Annotated in this window: 23 protein-coding genes and 1 pseudogene; 12 read left to right on the top strand and 12 right to left on the bottom strand. The window is 72.2% G+C overall.

Going from position 1 to position 22,940, the window contains the following annotated elements; all coding sequences use genetic code 11:
• The first annotated feature begins 93 nt into the window (after positions 1–93).
• On the top strand, positions 94–1,740 hold the full coding sequence (locus ACIRQH_RS23730) for an alkaline phosphatase D family protein (RefSeq protein ID WP_404226949.1): 1,647 nt from the start codon (positions 94–96) through the stop codon (positions 1,738–1,740).
• On the opposite strand, the gene ACIRQH_RS23725 is transcribed toward ACIRQH_RS23730, so the two are convergent.
• Positions 1,727–2,749: a Gfo/Idh/MocA family protein gene (locus ACIRQH_RS23725; protein ID WP_388929865.1), complete on the bottom strand. Its 1,023-nt coding sequence runs from the start codon at positions 2,747–2,749 to the stop codon at positions 1,727–1,729. The two genes, ACIRQH_RS23730 and ACIRQH_RS23725, sit on opposite strands and share 14 nt — an antisense overlap.
• Positions 2,750–2,831: 82 nt before the next feature.
• Here ACIRQH_RS23725 and ACIRQH_RS23720 point away from each other — a divergent pair, with 82 nt between their 5' ends.
• The 4 genes from ACIRQH_RS23720 to ACIRQH_RS23705 all read left to right on the top strand — a co-directional run bounded on the left by ACIRQH_RS23720 (position 2,832) and on the right by ACIRQH_RS23705 (position 6,875).
• A complete protein-coding gene (locus tag ACIRQH_RS23720; RefSeq protein WP_404226948.1) occupies positions 2,832–4,208 on the top strand; it encodes a multidrug effflux MFS transporter in 1,377 nt (458 codons plus the stop codon).
• Positions 4,154–5,335 (top strand): serine hydrolase domain-containing protein, encoded by a 1,182-nt coding sequence (locus tag ACIRQH_RS23715; protein ID WP_358815282.1) that lies wholly within the window; start codon positions 4,154–4,156, stop codon positions 5,333–5,335. Before ACIRQH_RS23720 ends, ACIRQH_RS23715 begins: the two co-directional genes overlap by 55 nt.
• A 264-nt stretch (positions 5,336–5,599) precedes the next feature.
• Entirely contained in the window at positions 5,600–6,592 is a 993-nt protein-coding gene (locus ACIRQH_RS23710) for a small ribosomal subunit Rsm22 family protein (RefSeq protein ID WP_388864928.1), read from the top strand.
• Between the two features lie 61 nt (positions 6,593–6,653).
• Complete coding sequence (locus ACIRQH_RS23705) at positions 6,654–6,875, top strand: hypothetical protein (protein WP_404226947.1); 222 nt, start codon at positions 6,654–6,656, stop codon at positions 6,873–6,875.
• Between the two features lie 19 nt (positions 6,876–6,894).
• Here the strand turns inward: ACIRQH_RS23705 and ddaH are convergent, their stop codons facing one another.
• The gene (gene ddaH / locus ACIRQH_RS23700) at positions 6,895–7,716 is read right to left on the bottom strand and encodes a dimethylargininase (protein WP_388864932.1); all 822 of its coding nucleotides are present in this window, start codon (positions 7,714–7,716) and stop codon (positions 6,895–6,897) included.
• 240 nt (positions 7,717–7,956) lie between these two features.
• Between ddaH and ACIRQH_RS23695 the strand changes: the two genes are divergently transcribed.
• Positions 7,957–8,619: a TetR/AcrR family transcriptional regulator gene (locus tag ACIRQH_RS23695; RefSeq protein WP_404226946.1), complete on the top strand. Its 663-nt coding sequence runs from the start codon at positions 7,957–7,959 to the stop codon at positions 8,617–8,619.
• A 181-nt stretch (positions 8,620–8,800) separates the two neighbouring features.
• Entirely contained in the window at positions 8,801–9,535 is a 735-nt protein-coding gene (locus tag ACIRQH_RS23690; protein ID WP_388864935.1) for a bifunctional DNA primase/polymerase, read from the top strand.
• Between the two features lie 38 nt (positions 9,536–9,573).
• On the opposite strand, the gene ACIRQH_RS23685 is transcribed toward ACIRQH_RS23690, so the two are convergent.
• The 5 genes and pseudogenes from ACIRQH_RS23685 to ACIRQH_RS23665 form a co-directional block, all read right to left on the bottom strand.
• On the bottom strand, positions 9,574–10,596 hold the full coding sequence (locus ACIRQH_RS23685; RefSeq protein WP_388864937.1) for a hypothetical protein: 1,023 nt from the start codon (positions 10,594–10,596) through the stop codon (positions 9,574–9,576).
• A complete protein-coding gene (gene efeU / locus ACIRQH_RS23680; RefSeq protein ID WP_358815275.1) occupies positions 10,553–11,428 on the bottom strand; it encodes an iron uptake transporter permease EfeU in 876 nt (291 codons plus the stop codon). Before efeU ends, ACIRQH_RS23685 begins: the two co-directional genes overlap by 44 nt.
• Before the next feature lie 2 nt (positions 11,429–11,430).
• Positions 11,431–12,714, bottom strand: coding sequence for an iron uptake transporter deferrochelatase/peroxidase subunit (efeB, locus tag ACIRQH_RS23675; RefSeq protein WP_358815274.1), 1,284 nt, complete (start codon positions 12,712–12,714; stop codon positions 11,431–11,433).
• 22 nt (positions 12,715–12,736) lie between these two features.
• Entirely contained in the window at positions 12,737–13,873 is a 1,137-nt protein-coding gene (efeO, locus tag ACIRQH_RS23670) for an iron uptake system protein EfeO (RefSeq protein WP_358815273.1), read from the bottom strand.
• A gap of 190 nt (positions 13,874–14,063) precedes the next feature.
• A pseudogene (locus tag ACIRQH_RS23665) lies at positions 14,064–14,153 on the bottom strand (hemin ABC transporter ATP-binding protein); the annotation flags it as partial.
• A gap of 85 nt (positions 14,154–14,238) precedes the next feature.
• Between ACIRQH_RS23665 and ACIRQH_RS23660 the strand changes: the two are divergent.
• A complete protein-coding gene (locus ACIRQH_RS23660) occupies positions 14,239–14,883 on the top strand; it encodes a PhzF family phenazine biosynthesis protein (RefSeq protein ID WP_388929862.1) in 645 nt (214 codons plus the stop codon).
• 439 nt (positions 14,884–15,322) lie between these two features.
• On the opposite strand, the gene ACIRQH_RS23655 is transcribed toward ACIRQH_RS23660, so the two are convergent.
• Both ACIRQH_RS23655 and map read right to left on the bottom strand, forming a co-directional pair.
• A complete protein-coding gene (locus tag ACIRQH_RS23655; RefSeq protein ID WP_388864942.1) occupies positions 15,323–16,009 on the bottom strand; it encodes a heme oxygenase (biliverdin-producing) in 687 nt (228 codons plus the stop codon).
• Positions 16,010–16,202: 193 nt separating this feature from the next.
• On the bottom strand, positions 16,203–17,060 hold the full coding sequence (gene map / locus ACIRQH_RS23650; protein WP_355870288.1) for a type I methionyl aminopeptidase: 858 nt from the start codon (positions 17,058–17,060) through the stop codon (positions 16,203–16,205).
• Between the two features lie 58 nt (positions 17,061–17,118).
• Between map and ACIRQH_RS23645 the strand changes: the two genes are divergently transcribed.
• Entirely contained in the window at positions 17,119–17,352 is a 234-nt protein-coding gene (locus ACIRQH_RS23645; protein WP_358815270.1) for a hypothetical protein, read from the top strand.
• A 288-nt stretch (positions 17,353–17,640) separates the two neighbouring features.
• Here ACIRQH_RS23645 and ACIRQH_RS23640 read toward each other — a convergent pair whose 3' ends face one another.
• Together ACIRQH_RS23640 and ACIRQH_RS23635 are read right to left on the bottom strand one after the other, a co-directional pair.
• Entirely contained in the window at positions 17,641–18,966 is a 1,326-nt protein-coding gene (locus tag ACIRQH_RS23640) for an MFS transporter (protein ID WP_358815269.1), read from the bottom strand.
• Positions 18,967–19,087: 121 nt separating this feature from the next.
• A complete protein-coding gene (locus tag ACIRQH_RS23635) occupies positions 19,088–19,690 on the bottom strand; it encodes a hypothetical protein (protein WP_388864945.1) in 603 nt (200 codons plus the stop codon).
• A gap of 114 nt (positions 19,691–19,804) precedes the next feature.
• Between ACIRQH_RS23635 and ACIRQH_RS23630 the strand changes: the two genes are divergently transcribed.
• The 3 genes from ACIRQH_RS23630 (at position 19,805) to ACIRQH_RS23620 (ending at position 22,035) form a co-directional block, all read left to right on the top strand.
• On the top strand, positions 19,805–20,968 hold the full coding sequence (locus tag ACIRQH_RS23630) for an exo-alpha-sialidase (RefSeq protein ID WP_404226945.1): 1,164 nt from the start codon (positions 19,805–19,807) through the stop codon (positions 20,966–20,968).
• Between the two features lie 68 nt (positions 20,969–21,036).
• Complete coding sequence (gene npdG, locus ACIRQH_RS23625; RefSeq protein ID WP_358815266.1) at positions 21,037–21,741, top strand: NADPH-dependent F420 reductase; 705 nt, start codon at positions 21,037–21,039, stop codon at positions 21,739–21,741.
• Between the two features lie 105 nt (positions 21,742–21,846).
• On the top strand, positions 21,847–22,035 hold the full coding sequence (locus ACIRQH_RS23620; protein WP_358815265.1) for a hypothetical protein: 189 nt from the start codon (positions 21,847–21,849) through the stop codon (positions 22,033–22,035).
• On the opposite strand, the gene ACIRQH_RS23615 is transcribed toward ACIRQH_RS23620, so the two are convergent.
• Positions 22,025–22,825 carry a site-2 protease family protein gene (locus ACIRQH_RS23615; protein WP_388864950.1) on the bottom strand — a complete coding sequence of 267 codons (801 nt, stop codon included), beginning with the start codon at positions 22,823–22,825 and terminating at the stop codon, positions 22,025–22,027. The two genes, ACIRQH_RS23620 and ACIRQH_RS23615, sit on opposite strands and share 11 nt — an antisense overlap.
• Between the last annotated feature and the right edge of the window lie 115 nt (positions 22,826–22,940).

The following is a 22,940-nucleotide window of genomic DNA, read 5'->3' as shown; positions in this document are numbered from 1 at the left end:
TCCTCCCGCCATGTTCCTGTTGTGTACGCGCCAAGCGGCCGTCGATCCTGGCCACTGCAATGCCCTGTACCACCACCGTCAGGGGAGGGCCAGATGACACCCGCAGCCCAGCATCATCCGTCGCAACACGCCCCCGAACTCCGCGCCGTGGCGCGTCACATCGGGCGCCGCCGCTTCCTCACCGTCACCGGCGCGGCCGCCGCGCTCGCCTTCGCCGTCGACCTGCCGGCCGCCGGCACGGCGAGCGCCGCCGAACTCGACGCGGCGAGAATCACCGAGGACCCCTTCACGCTCGGCGTCGCCTCCGGCGACCCGCTGCCCGGCTCGGTGCTCCTGTGGACCCGGCTCGCGCCCGCCCCGTACCAGCCCGACAGCGGCCTGCCCGCCGAACGCGTCACCGTGCACTGGGAACTGGCGCACGACGACCGCTTCCGCCGGGTCGTCGGGCGCGGCACCGTCACCGCGCACCCCGAGTACCACCACGCCGTGCACGTCGAGGTCGGCGGGCTCGCCCCCGACCGGGTCTTCCACTACCGCTTCAAGGTCGGCAGCTGGATCAGCGAGACGGGCCGCACCCGCACGGCGCCCGCCCCCGGCGCCCGTGTCTCCGCGCTCACCCTGGCCGCGGTCTCCTGCCAGGCGTACCACGACGGCTACTTCACCGCGTACCGCCACCTCGCCGAGGAGGACGTCGACGTCGTCTTCCACCTCGGCGACTACCTCTACGAGTACGCCGTCAGCTCCGTCGGCGGCGCCCGGAACTACACCGACCGGACGCTCCCCGACCTGTTCAACCACGAGACCACGACGCTGGAGGACTACCGCCTGCGGTACGCCCTCTACAAGTCCGACCCCGACCTGCGGGCCGCGCACGCCGCGCACCCCTTCGCCGTCACCTGGGACGACCACGAGACGGAGAACAACTACGCCGACGACATCGACGAGAACGACGACCCGCCGGAGGAGTTCCTGCTGCGCCGCGCCGCCGCCTACCGCGCGTACTGGGAGAACCAGCCGCTGCGCCGCGCGCAGCTCCCGGTCGGCCCGGACGCTCAGCTCTACCGCAGGCTCGGCTGGGGCAGGCTCGCGCAGTTCGACATCCTCGACACCCGCCAGTACCGCTCCGACCAGGCCTACGGCGACGGTTCGCACGTCCCCGGGCCCGAGTCGGACGACCCGGCGCGCACCATCACCGGCGCGACGCAGGAACGCTGGCTGATCGACGGCTGGCGGGACTCGCGGGCGCTGTGGAACGTCGTACCGCAACAGGTCACCTTCGCCCAGCGCAAGCTGGACCTGAACCCGGTCGCCAAGGTGTCCATGGACGCCTGGGACGGCTACCGGGCCTCGCGGCAGCGGATCCTCGCGGGCGCCCGGTCCACCGGGACCGAGAACCTGATGGTGCTCACCGGGGACGTGCACGTGGGGTACGCCTTCGACATCCTCGACGACTTCGACGACCCCGCGTCGGCGGTCCTCGGTACGGAGATCGTCGCCACCTCGATCACCAGCGGCAAGGACGGCTCCGACCGGCCCGCCAACTGGGCCACCTACACGCAGGCCAACCCGCACCTGAAGTTCTACAACGGGCGGCGCGGCTACGTGACCGTCGAGCTGGGCCGGGAAACGGCGCGGGCCGACTTCAGGACCGTGTCGGCGGTGACGACGCCGGGGGCGCCGGTCACCACGGCCGCGTCGTTCGTGACGGAGGTCGGCGACCAGGGGCTCAAGCAGGCCTGACGTCCGGTCCGCCGGCCTCGCCGGGATAGCGGACGCCGACGCGGTCCCGGATCGTGTCGAGCGTCCGCATCACGGCGAGCGTGCCGTCCAGCGGGACGAGCGGGGACTCCCGCTCGCCGGCCCGCAGCGCGCGCATCACCTCGGCGGCCTCGTGCCGCAGGCTGTTGCGGGGCCCCGCCGCCGGCTCGGCACGGAACGTCTCGGGCTCGCGGCCGTCGCGGTGCACCACGAAGTGGTCCGGGAAGAAGAAGCCGTCGGGGACGTCGATGCGGCCCTCGGAACCGGTCACGGACGCGGCCACCGGGGTACCGCCGTTGATGGAGCAGTGCACCGAGGCGAGAGCGCCGCTCTCCCAGGAGAGCAGTGCACCCGTCTGGAGATCGACGCCCTCGTCGGAGAGCACCGCTCGCGCGACGACGTCCGAGGGCTCCCCGAGCAGCAGTTGTGCGAACGACACCGGATAGACGCCGAGATCGAGGAGCGCGCCGCCGCCCTGCGCGGGGTCCCGCAGCCGGTGCGAGGGCGGGAAGGGCCCCGCGAGCCCGAAGTCGGCCTGCACGGTGCGGACCTCACCGATCACACCGTCGTCGACGAACGCCTTCAGCTGCCGGACCAGTGGATTGCAGTACATCCACATGGCCTCCATCAGGAAGCGGTCGTGATGCCGGGCCAGCGCGACGAGCTCGTCCGCCTCCCGTGCGTTCAGCGTGAACGCCTTCTCGCACAGCACATGGCGCCCCGCCTCCAGACACATCCCGGCGGCCTGCCGATGTGCCGCGTGCGGAGTGGCGACGTACACGACGTCGACGTCCTCGTCCGCCGCGAGCGACGCCCAGTCCCCGTACGCCCGCGGAATGCCGAACCGCTCCGCGAACGCCTTCGCCGAGGCGTCCGTCCGTGAGGCGACCGCCACGACCTCGGCGTCCGGCATGTCCACCAGGTCCGCCGTGAACGCCGCGGCGATCCCGCCGGTCGCCAGAATCCCCCACCGCACGCGTTCGCCCGTCATGCCCGCACCTCGATCTGTGACCCCGAACACCCTGTTCGAACTGAGAGCATAGGGGGCGCATCACTGGCAGAGGGAGGGGCACATGCCCGAGCGTGGCCGCACCACGCGGGAACAGGGAAGCCCGCACGGGCACATACCGGACGCGACCGCCGCGGACACCGCGACCGTGCCCGCCCCCGAACCCCGGCCCGCCCGGGGCCGGATGGCGCGACCGGCCGCGGGCCCGGGCGCCGCGGGCCGCACCGGCCTCCTCGTCACCCTCGTCCTCGGCGGACTCACCGCCACACCCCCGCTCGCGATGGACATGTACCTCCCGTCGCTGCCGGAGGTCACCGGATCCCTGTACGCACCCGCGGCGACGGTGCAGCTCACACTCACCGCCTGTCTCGCGGGCATGGCACTCGGCCAGCTCGTCGTCGGGCCGATGAGCGACCGCTGGGGCCGCCGGCGTCCGCTGCTCTGCGGACTCGCCGTGTACGTCCTCGCCACCGTGCTGTGCGCGCTCGCCCCCACCATCGAACTCCTCGTCGCGTTCCGCCTCGCCCAGGGGCTCGCGGGCGCGGCCGGCATCGTCATCGCCCGGGCCGTCGTGCGCGACCTGTACGACGGCGACGCCATGGCCCGCTTCTTCTCCACCCTCATGCTGATCTCCGGGGTCGCCCCGGTCGTCGCGCCGCTCATCGGCGGACAGATCCTGCGCGTCACCGACTGGCGGGGCGTCTTCGTGGTCCTCACCGCCGTCGGCATCGCGCTCACCGCGGTCGTCTGGGCGAAGCTGCCGGAGACGCTACGGCCCGAGGACCGGCACGTGGGCGGCGTCGGTGAGGCGCTGCACGCCATGCGCGGACTGCTCGCCGACCGGATCTTCGCGGGGTACATGCTCGCCGGCGGCTTCACCTTCGCGGCGCTGTTCGCCTACATCTCCGCCTCTCCGTTCGTGATCCAGGAGATCTACGGCGCCTCCCCGCAGACCTTCAGCCTGCTCTTCGGCGTGAACTCCGTCGGCCTCGTGATCACGGGCCAGATCAACGGCAAGGTGCTGGTCGGCCGGGTCCCGCTGGAGAAGGTCCTCGCCACCGGCCTCGCCCTCGTCGTCCTCGCCGCGACCGCGCTGCTCCTCATGTCCACCGGCGTCCTCGGGAACGTCGGACTCGTACCGGTGTCCGCCGCGCTGTTCGTGCTGATGTCGGCGATGGGCCTCGCCCTGCCCAACACCCAGACCCTCGCCCTCATGCGGGTACGGCACGCTGCCGGGTCCGCCTCCGCGCTGCTGGGCACGACGTCCTTCCTCGTCGGCGCGGTCGCCTCACCGCTCGTCGGCATCGCGGGCGAGCACACCGCCGTCCCGATGGCCGTCGTCCAACTGGCGGCCGTACTGGTGGCCGTCGCCTGCTTCGTGGGACTGTGCCGTCCCCGGCGCACGGGGCACACACCGGACGGAAAGGCGGCGGACAGCTGAGCGCACCGAGACTGCGGATCGACACACCGGAACGCGCCGGACTCGACGCCGGAGAGCTGCGACAACTCGCCGGCGAGGTCCGAGCCCTCACCACCGGGCCCGACCCGTGGGCGGCGGGTGTCGTGCTGGTCGCCGGGCGCGGCCCGGTCATCGCCGTCGAAGAGGCGGCGGGGTGGGCGGTCCGCTACGCGGCCTACGACGAGAAGACCGACACCGGGACCGAGCTGGCGGCCGGGGCGCGTGTGCCGGTGACCGTCTTCACGCCCTTCGACCTGGCCTCGCTCACGAAGCTGTTCACGGCGGTCGCCGCGGTGCAGCAGCTGGAGCGCGGCACCCTCGGCATCGACGCGCGGGTCGGCGCCTACCTGCCCGAGTTCCGCGGTGCCCGCGAGCACGGCGTCACCGTGCGGCAGCTGCTCACCCACACCTCCGGGCTGCGCCCCGAACTCCCGCTGTACGACTGCCCGGACGACGCGACCCGGCTGGCGATGCTGCGGGCCGAGGGCCCCTCGTCCGAGCCGGGCCTCTACCGGTACTCCGACCTCAACCTGCTGCTGTTGCAGTTCGTGCTGGAGCGGGTCAGCGGGCGGTCGCTCGACGCCCTCGTCCGGGACGGCATCACCCGCCCCCTCGGGATGAACGCCACCGCCTTCGGCCCCTGCCCGGGCGCCGCCGCCACCGAGGACCAGCGCCGGCCCTGGGGCAAGGCGGACCGGGGCATGCTGCGCGGGGTCGTGCACGACGAGAACGCCTGGGCGCTCGGTGGCGTGGCCGGTCACGCGGGCCTCTTCTCCACCGCCCGTGACCTGGCAGTCTTCTGCCGCACCCTGCTCGCCGGCGGCAGTTACGGGCCCGCGCGTATCCTCGGCCCCGACTTCGTCGAACTCCTCCTGACCCCGCCCGGCCTCGGGTTCGCCCTCGACCAGCCCTGGTTCATGGGCGCCCTCGCGGGCGGCGGCGCGGCCGGCCACACCGGCTTCACCGGCACGTCCCTGGTCCTCGACCCGGTGACCGGAACCTTCCTGGTCCTGCTCGCCAACACCGTCCACCCGCGCCGCCGCCCGGCGGACAACGCGCCACGCGCGGCGGCGGCCACCCGGCTGCGCCGAGCGGTACGCGGCACGTGAACCCGGCGGGGGCATGACCGGACGCCGGGCCGCTTCCACGCGACGCGGACGGGGGAAGGGCCCATGGGGCCCGTGACCGCTTCGCTTCCGCGCGACGCGAACGGCGCGGAGGCCCCACGGGCGAGCCGGGCTTGCCGGGTGACAGTCACGGGTGGTGCGTGGGCGGGAGACGTCCGGGCCGGAGGCCCGGGGACCGCACCCGCCCCGGGGAAGGAAGACCGCCCGTGCCACGGGCGACACGCCGCACCTGAGAGAATCGGGCCCGTGAACGCCCCCGTACCCACCGCCGACACCCTGCGCAGCGCCCTCGCCGGGCTGCTCGACGGCCTGCCGCCGAAGGCCGCCGCGCAGGCGGTCGAGCGGCTGATCGTGAACTACCGGGGGACCACCCCGACCCACACGCCGATCCTGCGGGACCGCTCGGACGTGGCGGCGTACGCCGCGTACCGGATGCCGGCGACGTTCGAGGCGGTCTCCGCGGCGCTGGACGCGTTCGCGGACGCGGTGCCCGGCTGGGCGCCGGGAAGCCATGTGGACGTCGGCGGCGGCACGGGCGCGGCGACCTGGGCGGTGAACGCCACCTGGGAGGGCGCCCGCCCGGTGACCGTGCTCGACTGGGCCGAGCCCGCGCTCGCGCTCGGCCGGGAGATCGCCGCGGCCAATCCCGAGCTGAGCGGCGCCGCGTGGCAGCGCTCCCGGATCGGAGCGGCGCTCACCATCGAGAGCACCGATCTCGTCACGGTCTCCTACGTGCTCGGCGAACTCACCGAGGACGACCGCGCCTCGGTCGTGGACGCGGCCGCGAGCGCCGCGCAGGCGGTCGTGATCATCGAGCCCGGCACGCCCGACGGCTACATCCGGGTCCTCGCCGCCCGCGACCGGCTGATCGGCGCAGGGTTTCACGTCGCCGCTCCCTGCCCGCACAGCGCCGCCTGCCCCATCGTCCCCGGCGAGGACTGGTGCCACTTCTCCGCCCGGGTCGCCCGTTCCTCCCTGCACCGCCAGGTGAAGGGCGGCTCCCTGCCCTACGAGGACGAGAAGTTCAGCTACGTCGCCGCGACCCGCTTCCCGCCCGACCCGGCGCCCGCCCGCATCGTGCGCAGGCCGCAGATCCGCAAGGGCCAGGTCCTGCTCGACCTGTGCGAACCCGACGAGTCCCTGCGCCGCGAGACGGTGACCAAACGTCACGGCCCGCTCTACAAGGCGGCCCGGGACACCGACTGGGGCGCCGCCTGGCCGCCGCCCCGGGAGGCCTGAGGGCCCTCGCCCCGACCGCCGGTCGGACGCGTGCGCGCCCGGTTTCCGGAAGGAGGCAGCCGTGATCCGGTGCCCGCGGTGCGATCAGGGGTGGGTCATCCGTGCCCGCGTCCCGGAGGAGTCCGAGACGTTCCTGCTCTGCCACGAGTGCGACACCGTGTGGGTGGCCGGCGAGCCGCACGAGGGCCCACCGTTCCTCGTCCTCGAGGAGTACCCGGCGCGCTTCGGGCTGGACGGGCTGTGGTCGAACATCGAGCTGCTGGAAAGGGCACCGGGCCGGTGAGAGGTGAGCAGCCCCCCGCTCACCCCCGGAGTTCCTGGGTGCAGCACTTCACGCTGCCGCCGCCCTTCAGGAGTTCGGCCAGGTCGATGCCGATCGGAGTGAAGCCGCGGTCGCGGAGGGGGCCGAAGAGGCCTGCCGCCTCCTGGGGGAGCAGGACGTTCAGGCCGTCCGAGACCGCGTTCAGGCCCATCGCGACGGCGTCCTCGTCCGTGGCCGTCAGCGCGTCCGGGAACAGCCGGCGCAGCACCTCGCGGCTGCCGGGGGAGAACGCCCGCGGGTAGTACATGACCTCGTCCGTCGTGTCGTCGAGGACGGCGAGAGCCGTGTCCAGGTGGTAGAAGAGCGGGTCGACGAGGTCGAGGCCGATCACCGGCCGGCCGAAGAACTCCTGGGCCTCGCCGTGCGAGAGCGGGCTCGCCCGGAAGCCGCGGCCCGCGAGGACGTACGAGGCCGTGACCGCGAAGTCGCCCTCGCCCTCGTTCACGTGCACGGGCTCCAGGACCTCCGCGAACCCCCTGGCGCGGAACCACTCCAGATGCGCCGCCGCCTCCGGCTCACGCTCCCGGAAGGCGAACCGGGCGCCGAGCACCCGGCCGTCCACGACCGTCGCGCCGTTCGCCGCGAAGACCATGTCCGGCAGGCCGGGGCGGGGGGCGAGTTCCTCGACGGTGTGGCCGAGGGAGCGGTAGCGGTCACGGAGGTCCTCCCACTGGGCGAGCGCGAGCGGCACGTCGACCGGCTTGGCGGGATCCATCCACGGGTTGATCGCGTACGTGACGTCGAAGTGCACCGGGGGGCACATGAGGTAGCGCCGGGGCGTGGCACGACGGAGAGGGTGCAAGGAAGGCTCCTTACGCAACCGCAGGGGCAGTTGATGCTCATGGTGCGCCGTGCGCACCTCCGCCGCCCGCAGGCGAAGGGGTGGTGTCCGCCGTCCGCGTCACCGGGGCCCCGCCCGGCCCACGGAATGCCCCCGCGAACTCCCGCGGGAACCCGACCGGAACGCCCGCCGGAACCCCGCCGGCACGTCCGCCCGCCGGACGCGAGACGCGCCGTATCGCGGTCCTGGTAGGTTCGCCCCATGGCCGAGAAGCCCAGCTCCAGCCCCGATTCCGCCCCGGACCCCGGCCCCGCCGGGCGGCCCGCCCCCGACGCCACCCGGCGCAGCGAGAAGTCCCGCCGCGCCATCTTCGCCGCCGCCCTCGCCCTGGTCGGCGAGAGCGGCTATCCGAGGACCACGATCGAGGGCATCGCGGCGCGGGCCGGGGTCGGCAAGCAGACGATCTACCGGTGGTGGTCCTCCAAGGCGGAGGTGCTGCTGGACGCCTTCATGGACCTCGGCGAACAGGCCGCGCGGGCCGCGGGGCAGGAGCCGTACACCCTTCCGGACACCGGGGACCTGGCCGCCGATCTCAAGCTGGTGCTGCGCGCCACCGTCGACGAGCTGCTCGACCCCGCCTTCGAGGTGCCCTCCCGCGCGCTGGCCGCCGAGGGCCTGGTGAACGAGCGGCTCGGCGCCGAGTTCGTCGCCAAGCTGCTCGAACCCCAGCTCCAGCTGTACGTACGGCGACTGCGCTCCGCACAGGACCACGGCGACGTCCGCCCGGACGTCGACCCCCGGGTCGCCCTGGAACTGTTCGTCTCCCCGCTCGCCCAGCGCTGGCTCCAGCGCACCGCCCCGATCACGTACGACTACACGGACACCCTCGTCGACTACGCGCTGCACGGTCTCGCCCCGCGCTGAACGGTCCGGTCACCCGCCACCTGGTACTTAAATCGTCACACATCATGGAATAACACCTGATCAGGGCCTGGCGAACGCATCGCCCCACCTACCCCGGTTGTCGGCTCCGGCCACCCGGGGCGCAGGATGGTGGGACCATGGGCAAGGACGACGAGTGCACTACGGCTTGGCGAGGGGATAGATGAGCGCAGAGTTCGGAAGCCGCTCCGGCGCGCAGGGCAGGATCTCCCAGTGGCTGCGCGGACGCCGGCCCAAGCCCCCTGAGGAGACGTCCGACGCCCGGCGCGAGGCCCTGCTGCTCGCCGCCGCGGACGCGGGACTGCCGCTCGCGCAGGCCGCGTACCCCGCGGGCTACCGCTGCTCCTGCGACCGCGTCGGCTGTCCCACACCCGCGCGTCACCCCGTCTCCTTCGCCTGGCAGACGCAGTCCACCACCGACCGCGCCCAGATCGAGCGCTGGGCCCGGCACCAGCCGAAGGCGAACTTCATCACCGCGACCGGCATGGTGCACGACGTGCTCGATGTGCCGCTGGAAGCCGGCCGCGAGGCGCTGGAGCGGATACTGGCCGCGGGTGTCGACGTCGGCCCGGTCGCCGAGACCGGCGACGGCCGCATGCTCTTCTTCACCCTCACCCGCGGTACGCCCGAGGACGAGGACGAGTGGTGGCCCTGTGAGCTGGACTGCCACCCCGAGACCATGGACGAGCACCCCGGGTTCCGCTGGCACTGCCGCGGCTCGTACGTCCTCGTGCCGCCGGCCCAGCTGCCCGGCGGTCTGAGCGTCGACTGGGTGCGCGGTCCTGAGCATCCGCTGCCCGACCCGCTCACCCTCCTGGAACACCTCACGGACGCGTGCGCCCGCTACGCCGGGGAGAACGGCGCGGAGCAGCTCGCCGCCTGGCCGCACCGGGGCTGAGGAAGGACCGGTCCGGCCCGTCGGGGCCGGACCGCGGACTACTCGCCCTTCGCCCCGGTCAGCCCCTCGACCCGTCCGAGGACGGACACCCGCCGGTCGTCCGCGCCCTTCGCCGGGTCCAGGGCCACCTGGTTGGAGACGAACTCCAGCGTCAGGGACTGCTTGATCTCACCGGTCGTCAGAGCCTGGACGTCCGCGCTGGGCGTCGGGATCGCGGTGCCCTCCGCGGCGGTCTGCTTCTCGAAGCGGTGCGTCGCGAAGAACACCAGCGCCCCGCCGTCCGCCGTGCGCAGGCCCACCGGGGCGTAGTCGCCCGCGGTCAGCGGCTCGTCGATGTACTGCCGTGCGAGCCCCGGCCTGTTGGCGAACTTCTTGCGCTGGGCCCGCCACAGCGAGGTGTGCGTGCCCGCCGCGAACGTGTCGCCGCCGGCCCGCAGATAGGTCGCGTAGGTGCTGCCGAGCTTCTCCGGCTCGACGGCGAGTGCCGCGTCGTCAGCCGTGACGGGCTGCGCCCAGCCGTCCTTGTCCCGCGTGAACTTCGGTACCTCGTCGGCGGTGAGAACCGTCAGGTACGAGGCCTGCCACGGCTCGGCGGCGCTGCCCCGGGTGAAGACCATCAGCCAACGGCTGCCCGGCGCGCCCTTGTTGGCCGCCGTGTTCGCCACGAACCAGCGCGGCCACGCGGCCTTGGCGGGTATGGAGAACTCCGCGTCCCGGAACTCCAGCGCTGAATGCGCCGGATTCCCCTCGGGGTTGCTCTTGTGTCCGGCCTTCAGCTTGGCGGCGTCGATGTCCGCGAGCGGACCGGTCACCCGGTCCGCGTCCTGCGAACGGTCGTACGTCTTGTCCGCCTTGTTGTAGGCGGCAGTGAAGTCCTTGAGCGCACGGGCGGCTTCGGCGCGGGTCGCCGCCGGGACGACCTCCCGCTCGCCGTGCACCACCACGCAGCCGCTCGCGGCGACGGACAGCGCGGTCACCGCTCCCGTCGCCAGGACGAAACGGCGGAGGCTGCTGGAACTACGAGGCCTTCGTGGGCTGCGACCCGTGTGATCCCTGCTCATCAGGTGCCTTCACCTTCCCCTTCCCGGAGGCGAACCCTACCGGGGCGAGGAAGATCGCGAGTGTCGGGACCAGGTAGAGCGCCCACACCGTGACCTGGAGGACGGTCGGGTCGGGTTGGAAGTTGAACACGCCCTTGAGGAGGGTGCCGTACCAGCTGGTGGGGTCGATGGTGGCGCTGATGTCGAAGGCGAGGTGCGTGAGGCCGGGGATGAAGTCGGCTTCCTGGAGGTCGTGGACGCCGTAGGCGAGGACGCCGGCGGCGACGACGACGAGCATGCCGCCGGTCCAGGTGAAGAACTTGGAGAGGTTGATCTTCAGGGCGCCGCGGTAGAAGAGCCAGCCGAGCAGGACGGCGGTGGCGAGGCCGAGGGCGACTCCGATGAGGGGGCGGGGGGTGCCGTCGCTGGCGGCGTGGACGGACGCCCAGACGAACAGGGCGGTTTCCAGGCCTTCGCGGCCGACCGCGAGGAAGGCGGTGGCGACGAGGGCGCCGGTGCCCATGGCGAGGGCGGCGTCGAGTTTGCCGTGCAGTTCGGCCTTGAGGTGGCGGGCGGTGCGCCGCATCCAGAAGACCATCCAGGTGACGAGGCAGACGGCGACGATCGACAGGGAGCCGCCGAGGCCCTCCTGCGCCTGGAACGTCATTTCCTGGGAGCCGAATTCGAGGGCGCAGCCGAAGCCGAGAGCGACGACGATCGCGACGGCGATACCGATCCAGATCGGCTTGAGCGCGTCCTTGCGATCGGTCTTGACGAGGTAGGCGATGAGGATGCAGACGACGAGGCTGGCTTCGAGGCCCTCGCGCAGGCCGATCAGGTAGTTGGAGAACACGGTCAGGCCTCCTTGGAGAACAGCGTGCGGCCCCACCAGTCGTCCTTGTCGCGGACGCCGGGCGGGACGGCGAAGACCGCCGAACTCACGTGCTGGATGTACTCGTTGAGGGCGTCGGAACGCGACAGGCCGCGCTGCACGGGGATGAAACCCTTGCGCACGTCCCGCTGGTAGGCGAGGAAGAACAGGCCCGCTTCGAGGCGGCCGAGACCGTCGGTGCCGTCGGTGAAGGAGTAGCCGCGGCGCAGGATCGTCGCGCCGTGGTTGGCGTCGGGGTGGGCGAGCCGGACGTGCGCGTCGGGCTTCATCGCCTTGAGGAACGGTGCGTCGTGTTCCTTGGCCTTGCCGACGGGGGCGCCCTCGCCCTTGTCGCGGCCGAAGACGTCTTCCTGTTCCTGCAGGGAGGTGCGGTCCCAGGTCTCGATGTTCATGCGGATGCGGCGGGCGACGAGGTAGGAGCCGCCGGTCATCCAGTCGCTGCCGTCGCCTTCGCCGACCCACACGAACTTCTTCAGGCGGTCGGTCTCGGTGCCGGCGATGTTGCGGGTGCCGTCCTTGAAGCCCATCAGATTGCGGGGGGTCTGGGCCTCCGGGGTGGTGGAGGAGGTTTTGCCGAAGCCGAGTTGGGACCAGCGGATGGCGACGGTGCCGAAGCCGATGCGGGCCAGGTTGCGGATGGCGTGGACGGCGACCTGGGGGTCGTCGGCGCAGGCCTGGATGCACAGGTCGCCGTTGCTGCGGCTCTTGTCGAGGTTGTCGCCGGGGAACTGCGGCAGGTCGACGAGGGCGTCGGGCCGCCGGCCGGTGAGGTCGAACTTCTCGAAGAGGGAGGGGCCGAAGCCGATGGTGAGGGTGAGGCGGGAGGGGCTGAGGCCGAGAGCCTCGCCCGTGTCGTCCGGCGGCGCCTCGGCCAGACCGCCGTACGCGCCCTCGCCGACGGCGTGTCCGGCGGTCATGCGGGCGGCGGCGCGCGTCCAGTCCTTGAGGAGCTGGACGAACGCGGCGCGGTCGTCGGTCTTGACGTCGAAGGCGGCGAAGTGGAGGCGGTCCTGGACGGCGGTGGCGATGCCGGCCTGGTGGGTGCCGTGGAAGGCGACCGGGCCCGTGGCGTCCGATCCGGCCGGGTCGACGTCGTTGCCGGTGCGGGTCATCGCGACGGCACCGCCGGCCACGGCGGCACCGAGCGCGAGCCCGGCACCGCCCCAGCCGATCAGCGAACGCCGCGACGGCGCGGAGCCGTTGTCGGCGGATCCGGTGCGTTCCGTGCTGTCCTGTGCGTCCGTCATGATGCTGTCCCTCCGTCCGCGACTACTTGACGACGGCTGCGGCGAGCTTCGACAGGGGCTCGGCGAGCGCGTTGACCGCGTCCGACAGCTCCTTGGTCTGCGCCTTGGTGAGCGTGTCGTACGACACGAAGCCGTCCGAGGACTTCTCCGAGCGGTACTTGTCGAGCATCGTGTTCAGCGCCGCGAACTGCTTGTCCAGCTGGGTGGTCAGCGCCTTGTCGTTCTCCTCGGCGACCGGCTTGAGCAGCTCGTACGCCTTCTGGGCGCCGTCGACGTTGCCCTTGAAGTCGCTGAGGTCGGTGTGCGAGTAGCGGTCCTCCTCGCCCGTGACCTTGCCGGTGGCGACCTCGTCGAGCAGCTCCTTGGCACCGTTGGCCATGGAGGTCGGCGTGATCTCGGCCTTGCCGACCCGCTTCTGCCAGTCCTTCAGGTCGGTGACGAGCTGGTCGGCGAGCGTCTTCTGCTCGGCGCCGATCTTCTTGTCCTTCCAGAGGGACTTCTCCAGCGCGTGCCAGCCGGTCCACTTCTGGCCCTTCTCCAGGCCGTCCTCGCGGGTGTCCGTCTTCGGGTCGATGTCACCGAAGGACTCGGCGATCGGCTCGGTGCGCTCCCAGCCGACGCGCGAGGGGGCGAAGGCCTTCTTGGCGGCTTCGACGTCGCCGGCCTTGATGGCGTCGGCGAACGTCTGCACCTTGGGGATCGTCGCGTCGGCCTGCTCCTGCGCGTACTCGCGGTAGGCGGCGACGGCCTTGTCGAGGCGCGGGTCGCGCTTGGCGACCTTGCCGCCGGTCACGGTGAGCTTCTGGCGGACGCCGAGGCCCTTCATACCCGGGCGGCAGGCGATCTCGTACGAGCCGGCCTTCACCTCGGCGGTCAGCGTGTACTTGGTGCCCGGACCGATGTTCTCCTTCTCGGAGACGATCCGGTCGTCGGGGAAGAGGATCTCGACCTCGGTCGCCTTCGACCCCTTGTTCTCGATCTTCAGCGTGACCTGGCCGGCGGGCACCGACTTCACCGAGGTGTCGCACGTCGAGTCTGCGGCGGTCACCTGGATCGCGTCGCCGTTCTTGGCGTCGCTCTTCTCGGTGCAACCCGTGACGGCGGCCAGAGCTGCCGCGGTGGCGGCAGCGGTGACAACAGAGAGTCGGACGGCTCGCATTCAGGCTCCAAGAGAAGTCGGACAAGCCGCACGGTGATCCCCGCGCCGGCATGGTGAGGCTGGCCTAACTTATCTGAGGCTTGCCTTGGTGATACCCGGCCGTCCGGTGATTCAGCTCTCACAGTCGCCATACAGAAACGGCGAGATCACGGTGACTCAAAACAGGCCCCACGGAAAGGTCAAGGAAGAGTCAAGTATCGCGTCCCGGGATGATCAGCGCGGCACCGGTGCGCGGATGCGGGAGCACCTCGACCGGCTGCCGGTAGACGTCGGTCAGCAGGAGCGCCCAGCCCGCACACCGCTCCCCCCAACGGGAACCCACGGGGGCGGGCGGTCTCGCGCCGGGGTGATGTTTGAATGCCGGAGTGACTGACTACGACGTGCTGCGGGTCTTCTGCGGGCCCGCTGGCGGGTATGGCAATGAGCTCGGTGTGGTGCGCGAGGGCTCGGTGATGCCGGACCGGGCGGAGCGGCAGGAGTTCGCCGCGAAGCTCGGGTTCAGCGAGACCGTGTTCGTGGACGACCCCGAGCGCGGGGTCGTCGACATCTACACACCGACCCTGCGGCTGCCCTTCGCCGGGCACCCCTGCGTCGGAGTGGGCTGGCTGCTCGACGTGCCCGAACTGGTCACGCCCGCAGGGGTGGTGGGGGTCCGGCTGGACGGCGAGTTCAGCTGGATCGAGGCGCGGGCCGAGTGGGCGCCGCCGCGCACCCTGAAGCGGTACGCGTCCGCAGCCGAGGTCGACGAACTGGCCGTGCCCGCGCCGGGGGAGTGGATCTACGCCTGGGCCTGGCAGGACGAGGCCGGCGGGCGGGTACGGGCCCGGGCCTTCCCCGGCCGCGACGACGGCATCCACGAGGACGAGGCCACCGGGGCGGCGGCCATCCTCCTGACCCAGCACCTCGGCCGGGCCCTCAACATCACCCAGGGCAGCGGCTCCCAGATCCTGACGGCCCCCCAGCCGAACGACTGGGTGGAGGTGGGCGGCCGAGTCCACCTGGAACTCTGACCCCACGCACCCAAACCAAGCGAGAGCCCGCAGGCGCTTCCCAGGGGCGAAGAGCCACCCCAGCCGGTCCCGCACGACGGGCACGGCCCGGATCCATGGGCCCGCAGGGCTTGGGGGCGCGGGGAACGGCGCGAGCACCCCCACCGAACCGGCACGTGGGGCACGGCGCCGCGTCAGGGGCCCCGCAGGGGCGGTCGGGGGCGCGGGGGACGGCGCGAGCAACCCCCACCGAACGGCACGACGGGCACGGCGCCGCTCCATGGCCCCGCAGGGGCCTTTCAGGGGCGCGGGGAACTGCGCGACGAGCCCCCACCGGCCCGCACGCACGATGAACACGAGCACCCCGGAGCCCCTCGAACCCGGAGCACCGGAGCCCCGTCCCCCGGCGGAGAAAACGGAACCGGGGCCCGGGGTCGACCCCGGGCCCCGGAAAAGACGATCAGGCCGAGAGCGGGAACTCCTCACCGAGGTCCCGGAACACCCCGGTGTTGAGAGCGAACGCCCGCTTGCACTCCGCCACGATCCGCTGCTTCTCCAGATCGTCCGCCAGGACCCCGTCCAACAGCTCCCGGTAACTCCGCTTGAACGCGGCCGGGTTGGAGATCTCCTCGAACACGTAGAACCGGACACCGTCACCCTTGCGGCTGAACCCCCACGTCTGCTCCGCCTTGCCCCGGATGATCTGGCCACCGGAGAGGTCGCCGAGGTAACGGGTGTAGTGATGGGCGACGTAGCCGCCGGGCCACTCGCGGGCGCACTCCGCGACCCGGTCCGCGTACGCCCGGGTCGCGGGCAGCGCGGTGAGCGTGGCCCGCCAGTCCGGACCCCGGAGATGGGCGAGGTCGCGCTCCAGAGCCGTGCGGCGCAGCAGCTCCGGGCGTATGAACGGGCCCGCCACGGGATCGGCGGCCAGCCCCGCGGTGTCCGCCTCCAGCGCCTCGTACACGAACCAGAGCTGCTCGGTGTAGCGCGCGTACGCCTCGACCCCCAGCCGGCCGCCGAGCAGGTCGCTCATGAACGTCGAGGTCTCCGCCTCGGTGTGCTGCTCGTGCGACGCGGTGCGGATGAGCGTCGAGAAGGGCGTGCTCGCCGGCGTCAACGTGTCCGACGTGTCCGACGCGTTCATGGGGCCTCCGAGGCCGATGGGAAGAGCGGGAACTGGTGCGGGATCCTTCGCATCTTCTATGGTTAGGCTTACCTAAGTCAACAGCCTTTCCGACACCTTGTCGGTAAAACCGTACCCCGATTCCCGCCCCGATCCACATGGAAAAGCCCGCCCTGTGGACAGGGCGGGCTCAAAGGGCTCGAAAGCCGGACGGCTACGGCAGCGTGAGGATCTCCGCGCCGGTGTCGGTGACGACGAGCGTGTGCTCGAACTGCGCCGTCCGCCTGCGGTCCTTGGTCACGACGGTCCACCCGTCGTCCCACATGTCGTACTCGTGCGTGCCGAGCGTCAGCATGGGCTCGATGGTGAAGGTCATCCCGGGCTGGATGACGGTCGTCGCGTGCGGACTGTCGTAGTGCGGGATGATCAGCCCGGAGTGGAACGACGAGTTGATGCCGTGCCCGGTGAAGTCCCGGACGACCCCGTACCCGAACCGCTTGGCGTACGACTCGATGACGCGGCCGATGATGTTGATCTGTCGCCCCGGACGGACCGCCTTGATCGCGCGGTCGAGGGACTCGCGGGTCCGCTCCACGAGGAGCCGCGACTCCTCGTCCACGTCACCGACGAGGTAGGTCGCGTTGTTGTCGCCGTGCACCCCGCCGATGTACGCCGTCACGTCCAGGTTCACGATGTCGCCGTCGCGCAGCACCGTGGAGTCCGGGATGCCGTGGCAGATGACCTCGTTGACCGAGGTGCACAGCGACTTGGGGAAAGCGCGGTAGCCGAGGGTCGACGGGTAGGCGCCGTGGTCGCACATGTAGGCGTGCGCGACCCGGTCCAGCTCGTCCGTCGTGACGCCGGGCGCGATGAGCTTCGCGGCCTCGGCCATCGCCTGCGCGGCGATCCGTCCGGCGATCCGCATCGCCTCGATCGTCTCGGGCGTCTGCACCTCCGGGCCGGTGTACGGCGTGGGGGCGGGCTTCCCCACGTACTCGGGGCGCCTGATGTTTCCCGGCACGGGACGGGTGGGGGAGAGCTCCCCTGGTACGAGCAGTGACTGGCCAGACATGCCAGCGAGTCTAACCAGCGGTCATGGGGGAACATGACTCTGGCGAAAGGAGCTGGTGATGGCCCTGTTCAAGAAGCGGACGGTCGGTAAGCCCGGCGAGTGGTACTACTGCCTGGAGCACAAGAAGGTCGAGGAGGGCCCCGACTGCCCGGCCAAGGACCGCTTCGGCCCGTACACCTCCCGCGAGGAGGCCCAGCACGCGATGGAGACCGCGCGCGAACGCAACCTCGAATGGGAGACGGACCCGAAGTGGCACGACGCGTCGGAGAAGGCCCCGGGCTCCGAGGACTGACACGGGCCGACGGCCGGGCGGCGCGCGAGGCCGGCCCGGACGGGCCGTCGGCCGAGCGGCGGCGGCCGACCGGGAATCCGGCCTCCGACAGGGACCCACCGGCCCCCCCCGCTCGGACACCCGCCCCGGACAGCGACAGCCGGTCCGCCCGTGTGACGCCCCGGCCGGGCCGTAGCCCGACAGGCCTGCCCGGCCGGCGCTCGACGGGTGGCGTCGCCGTCGCGCGGACCCGGCCGCGCCCTGCCCGGTCTCCCTCCCAGCCCTTCCCGGCGGGCCGCTCCGCAGCCCTCAGGAAGCGGTCACCGGCGGCTGCCGCGGCAGCTTCTCCGCCTGGGCGGCGCGGGACTCCCGCATCCGGCGCGCGTGCTCGTTCGTCCGCTCGTCGTAGCGCATCAGCTTCGGCAGGCCCACGGCCAGCAGTCCCACCGCCGCGACACACAGCGCGCCACCGGCCCACACCGACGTCCGTACGGTCGTCCACGCGGCCATCCCGCCGGAGCGCACCTGCCCCAGCTGGGGCCCGACCGAGTACGACAGCAGCTCGATCCCGGCGAGGCGTCCGCGCAGCTCGTCCGGGATGGTCTGGTTCCAGATGGCGGCCCGGAAGATCCCGCTGACCATGTCGCAGCTCCCCGCGAGGGCGAGGAAGAACAGCACCAGCCAGACGTTGTGCACCAGGCCCGCGCAGACCATCGCGAGGCCCCAGCAGACGGCCGCCAGCGCCACCATCCGGCCGTGCCGGTGGATCCGCGAGGTCCAACCGCTGGTCAGGCTGACGACCAGGGCGCCCGCGGGCAGGGCCGCGTACATCAGGCCCAGCGACCAGGCGGCGTCCAGGTCGTCCGCGAGGAACGGCAGCACCGCGAGCGGCATCGCGAAGAACATCGCCGCGAGGTCGATCGCGTACGTGCCGAGGAGTTCCTTGCGGCTCCACGCGTACCGGGCGCCCTCCGCGATGGACCGCAGCGACGGCTTCGCCGCCTCGTGCGAGGCGGGGGACGCGGCGATCCGGGCGATCATGACCACCGACACGGCGAAGGTCACCAGGTCGACGGCGTAGGCCCAGCCCAGCCCCGCGTACGCCACGACGACGCCCGCGAGGGCGGGTCCGGCCACGCCGCCCACCGTCCAGCGCAGCGAGTTGAGCGCGGCGGCGGCCGTCAGGTGCTCGTGGGCGACGATCCGCGGGGTGAGGGCGTCCATCGCCGGGCGCTGCACGGCGCTGAGGGCCGCGGAGAGCGCGGCGATCACGTAGAGGGGCCACACCGCGGGGTGCGGCAGGGCCGCGTTGAGGAGCAGGGCGGCGCTCAGCACGCCCTGACCCGCCTCCGTGGTGACGATCAGTTTGCGCTTGTCCAGGGCGTCGGCGAGGGCCCCGCCGTACAGCCCGAAGACGATCAGCGGGATCAGCTCGGCGGCACCGATCGCGCCGACGGCGGCCGTCGAGCCGGTGAGTTCCTTCATCTGCACGGGCAGTGCGACGAACGTCAGGAAGCTGCCGAAGCCGGTGACGAGACCCGCCACCCACAGCCGCCGGAAGTCGGCGGAGGTCCGCCAGGGCGCGAGATCGGGCAGCAGGGCGCGCAACGGGGAGGCAGGGGTGTCATCACTCACGACGGGCCATGCTCTGCGGAAAGGGGGAGTTGAGCAAATCCTTTTTCCCCTGTTGAGAGCGGTGACGGCCACCGGCGGTGCGCAGGCAGGCGGCGATACGACCGGTGCCCGCGGACGTCGGCTACCAGCGGTAGGACGGTGGCGCCGTCAACTGGTCGGCCAGGTGGGACAGCCGGTCGCGGAAGCGGCGGCGGCCCCGGGGCGAGGGCAGGGCGTTCTCCCCGGCCGCCGCGCTGACCAGGTGCTGCACGGTGTCGAGGTCGAGCTCGGGATCGGGCGGCACGGCGAGCGACTCGTGGGCCAGCGCGGGCAGCTCGCCGCCCCCGGCCGACAGGGCGAGGACCGTCGCCCCGGCCCGGCGGGCGTCGTGCACCCGTTCCAGCAGCGGGGCCCCGGGCGCGTCCGGCGCCACCACCAGCAGCGTCTCCCCGCGTCGCGCGGCCTCGATCCGTCCGAGCCCCACCGCCAGATGCGCCGGATCGGACTCCCGCGCCCCGTGCCGCACCAGCGTCGGCGCCAGCTCCGGAGTCCCCGACCAGGCCGCCTCGTCGACCAGATGGGCCGCGAGATGCCAGGGCTCGTACCCCTCGGATCCGACGAGCAGCAGTCCGCCGCCGTGCGACACCACGGACCCCCGCAGCGTCCCCCCGAACCGGCGGGTGGCCCCCAGCCATTCGGTCCCGGCAAGCACCTCGCGCAGCAATGCGACCCGTACGGCGTCCATGGCCGCATCCTTGCGCAACCGGCGCTTCGTGACCCGGAGTTCACCCCGAATTCGCCCGACATGGGGACATGCCCGCACCACCGACCCCACCGGCCACCGCGAAGGAGCCCGACCATGACAGATCCGAGCACCACCGGGCCCGACACCGGGACAGCCGCGGAGCCGGGACCGCGGACCGGCACCGACGGGCCGCCCACCGCCGCGGACCCGGCGGTGAGCGTCCCCTTCCGGGGCGGCCGGGAGGGCTACGCGAGCTACCGGATCCCCGCCGTCGTCATGACGGGAGCGGGCACGCTGCTGGCGTTCTGCGAAGGCCGGGTCGGCTCCGCGAGCGACCACGGCCACATCGACATCGTCCTCAAACGGTCCGTGGACGGCGGCCGCACATGGGGCCCGCTGCGGGCCGTCGCCCGCAACGGCGTCAACCTCGCCGGCAACCCCGCGCCCGTCGTCCTCGACACCGGCCGCGTCCTGCTCGTCCACGTCCGCGCCGCCGCGACCGCCACCGAGGACGCCCTGCTGCGCGGCAAGGTGAAGGCCGCCGACCGACGGCGCGTGTGGGTGCAGCACAGCGACGACGACGGACTCACCTGGTCCGGGCTCGAGGAGATCACCGGACAGGTGAAGAAGACCGGCTGGCGCTGGTACGCCACCACCCCGGGGCACGCCCTCCAGCTCGGCTCCGGCCGGGTGGTCGTCCCCGCCAACCACACCCTGCCGCCCACCGGTACGGACAACGGCACCGAGGCGAAGTACAACAGCGGCCACTGCCTGCTCAGCGACGACCGCGGCGCGACCTGGTATCTCGGCTACCTCGACGAGAACACCAACGGCTACGTGAACGTGAACGAGACCACGGCCGCCGAACTCCCCGACGGGAGGCTGTACTTCAACACCCGCAACGACTCCCCGTCGCCGGGCAACCGCGCCGACGCGTACTCCCGGGACGGCGGCCGCACCCTGGAGAAGCCGTTCCGCCCGCAGGCCGGCCTCGTCACACCCGTCGTCGAGGGCAGCCTGCTCCAGCTCCGCGACCCCGACCTGCTGCTGTACTCCGGGCCCGCGGACCCGGAGTTCCGCGCCCTGATGACGATCCGCGCCTCCACCGACGGCGGCACCACCTGGCGCACCGCTCACACGGTGGACGGACTGCCCGCCGCGTACTCCGACCTCGTCCGCGTGGACGCCGGGACCCTCGGACTCCTCTACGAGACGGGCGACTTCGGGGCGTACGAGACGGTCACCTTCCGGCGCGTCCCGGTGGGCGCGCTCGGGTGACCGCGCTCACCCGGGGCGCACCGCCACCTGACACGCGAGGCCGCCGTCCGCGCACGTAAGGTCGGCTCATGACCTCTACTGACAGTGCGCAGAAGGCCCCCGCCAAGGACCCCTGGGATCTGCCCGACGTGTCCGGGCTCGTCGTCGGTGTGCTCGGTGGCACCGGTCCGCAGGGCAAGGGCCTCGCCTACCGGCTCGCCCGCGCGGGGCAGAAGGTGATCATCGGCTCGCGCGCCGCGGACCGCGCCCGCACCGCCGCCGACGAGCTCGGCAACGGCGTCGAGGGGGCCGACAACGCCGAGACCGCGCGCCGCAGCGACATCGTGATCGTCGCCGTGCCGTGGGAGGGCCACGGCGACACCCTCGCCGCGCTGCGCGAGGAACTGTCCGGGAAGCTCGTCGTCGACTGCGTCAACCCGCTCGGCTTCGACAAGAAGGGCGCCTACGCGCTGAAGCCGGAGGAGGGCAGCGCCGCCGAACAGGCCGCCGCCCTGCTGCCCGACTCCCGCGTCACCGCGGCCTTCCACCACCTCTCCGCCGTGCTGCTCGCGGACCCCGGGATCGAGGAGATCGACACCGACGTGATGGTCCTCGGCGAGGAGCGGGCCGACGTCGAGATCGTCCAGGCGCTCGCCGGCCGCATCTCCGGCATGCGCGGCGTCTTCGCGGGCCGGCTGCGCAACGCCCATCAGGTCGAGTCCCTGGTCGCCAACCTGATCTCGGTGAACCGGCGCTACAAGGCCCACGCGGGCCTGCGGGTGACGGACGTCTAGGACGGCGCGGACCGCACGAAGGACGTGGACGGCGCGCGGCGGGTCGCCCGGGAGGCGTGGGGGACACTGGTGACAAGCAGTGTCCCCCCGACAGGAGCCGACCCCATGCCCCGCCTCGCTCTCTACGCCCTCGCCGTCTGTGTCCTGTCCGTGGCCGCGGCCGTCGTCTCGTTCGTCCAGGGCAGCTGGCTGGGCATCGTGTGGGTGCTGCTCGCGGGCCTGTCCTCGAACATGACCTGGTACTACGCGCGCCGCGGCCGGGTGCGCGAGGGCTCCGGTCCGGTCAGCGGCTGACGCTGCAGAACTCGTCGACGCCGTCCCAGAAGCGGTAGAGGTCCTGGCCGCAGTAGCGCTGCACGTCGTCGATGCCGAGGCCGCCCAGGATCGAGTAGATCGCGTCGAAGAACGCGGTGTTCACCGACGGGATCCACAGCACGGCGAACACCGCGAGCAGACCGAACGGCGCGAAGGGCTCGACCTGGCGCCTGACGCCGTGCGACAGCCAGGGCTCGATCACGCCGTAGCCGTCGAGGCCCGGGACCGGCAGGAAGTTCAGGATCGCGGCCGTCACCTGGAGCAGCGCGAGGAACGCCAGCGCGTAGCGGAACGCGTCCGGGACGCCGTCCAGGGCGCCGAGCCAGAACGGCGCCGTGCACACGACGGCGAACAGCACGTTCGTCAGCGGACCGGCCGCGGAGATCAGGCTGTGCTTCCAGCGGCCCTGGATGCGGTTCCGTTCGATGAAGACCGCGCCGCCGGGCAGACCGATCCCGCCCATGATCACGAAGATCACCGGCAGGACGATGCTCAGCAGGGCGTGCGTGTACTTCAGCGGGTTCAGCGTCAGATAGCCCTTGGCGCCGATCGAGATGTCGCCGCTGTGCAGGGCGGTGCGCGCGTGCGCGTACTCGTGCAGGCACAGGGAGACGATCCAGGCGGCCGTCACGAACAGGAACACGGCGAGTCCGGGCTGCTCGGCGAACCCCGTCCAGGTCGCCCAGGCGGTCACCGCCATGACGGCCACGATCCCGACGAAGACGGGACTGATCCTCCGGTCGCTGTGGCGGGTCGCGGCGGTGGTCATGGGGCTCCCTGGACTGGCTGGACTGATGGCACGTGTGCTCGGGCCTGCCCGACCGTACCGGGCTCACGCGGAAAACGTCTCGCCATCGGGCATTGGTTCCGGGGAGGGTGGGGGC

Origin of the sequence: Streptomyces sp. NPDC102279 (assembly GCF_044766365.1) — a bacterium.
Classification (GTDB): domain Bacteria; phylum Actinomycetota; class Actinomycetes; order Streptomycetales; family Streptomycetaceae; genus Streptomyces.
This window is presented reverse-complemented; position numbering and strand designations above follow the sequence as displayed.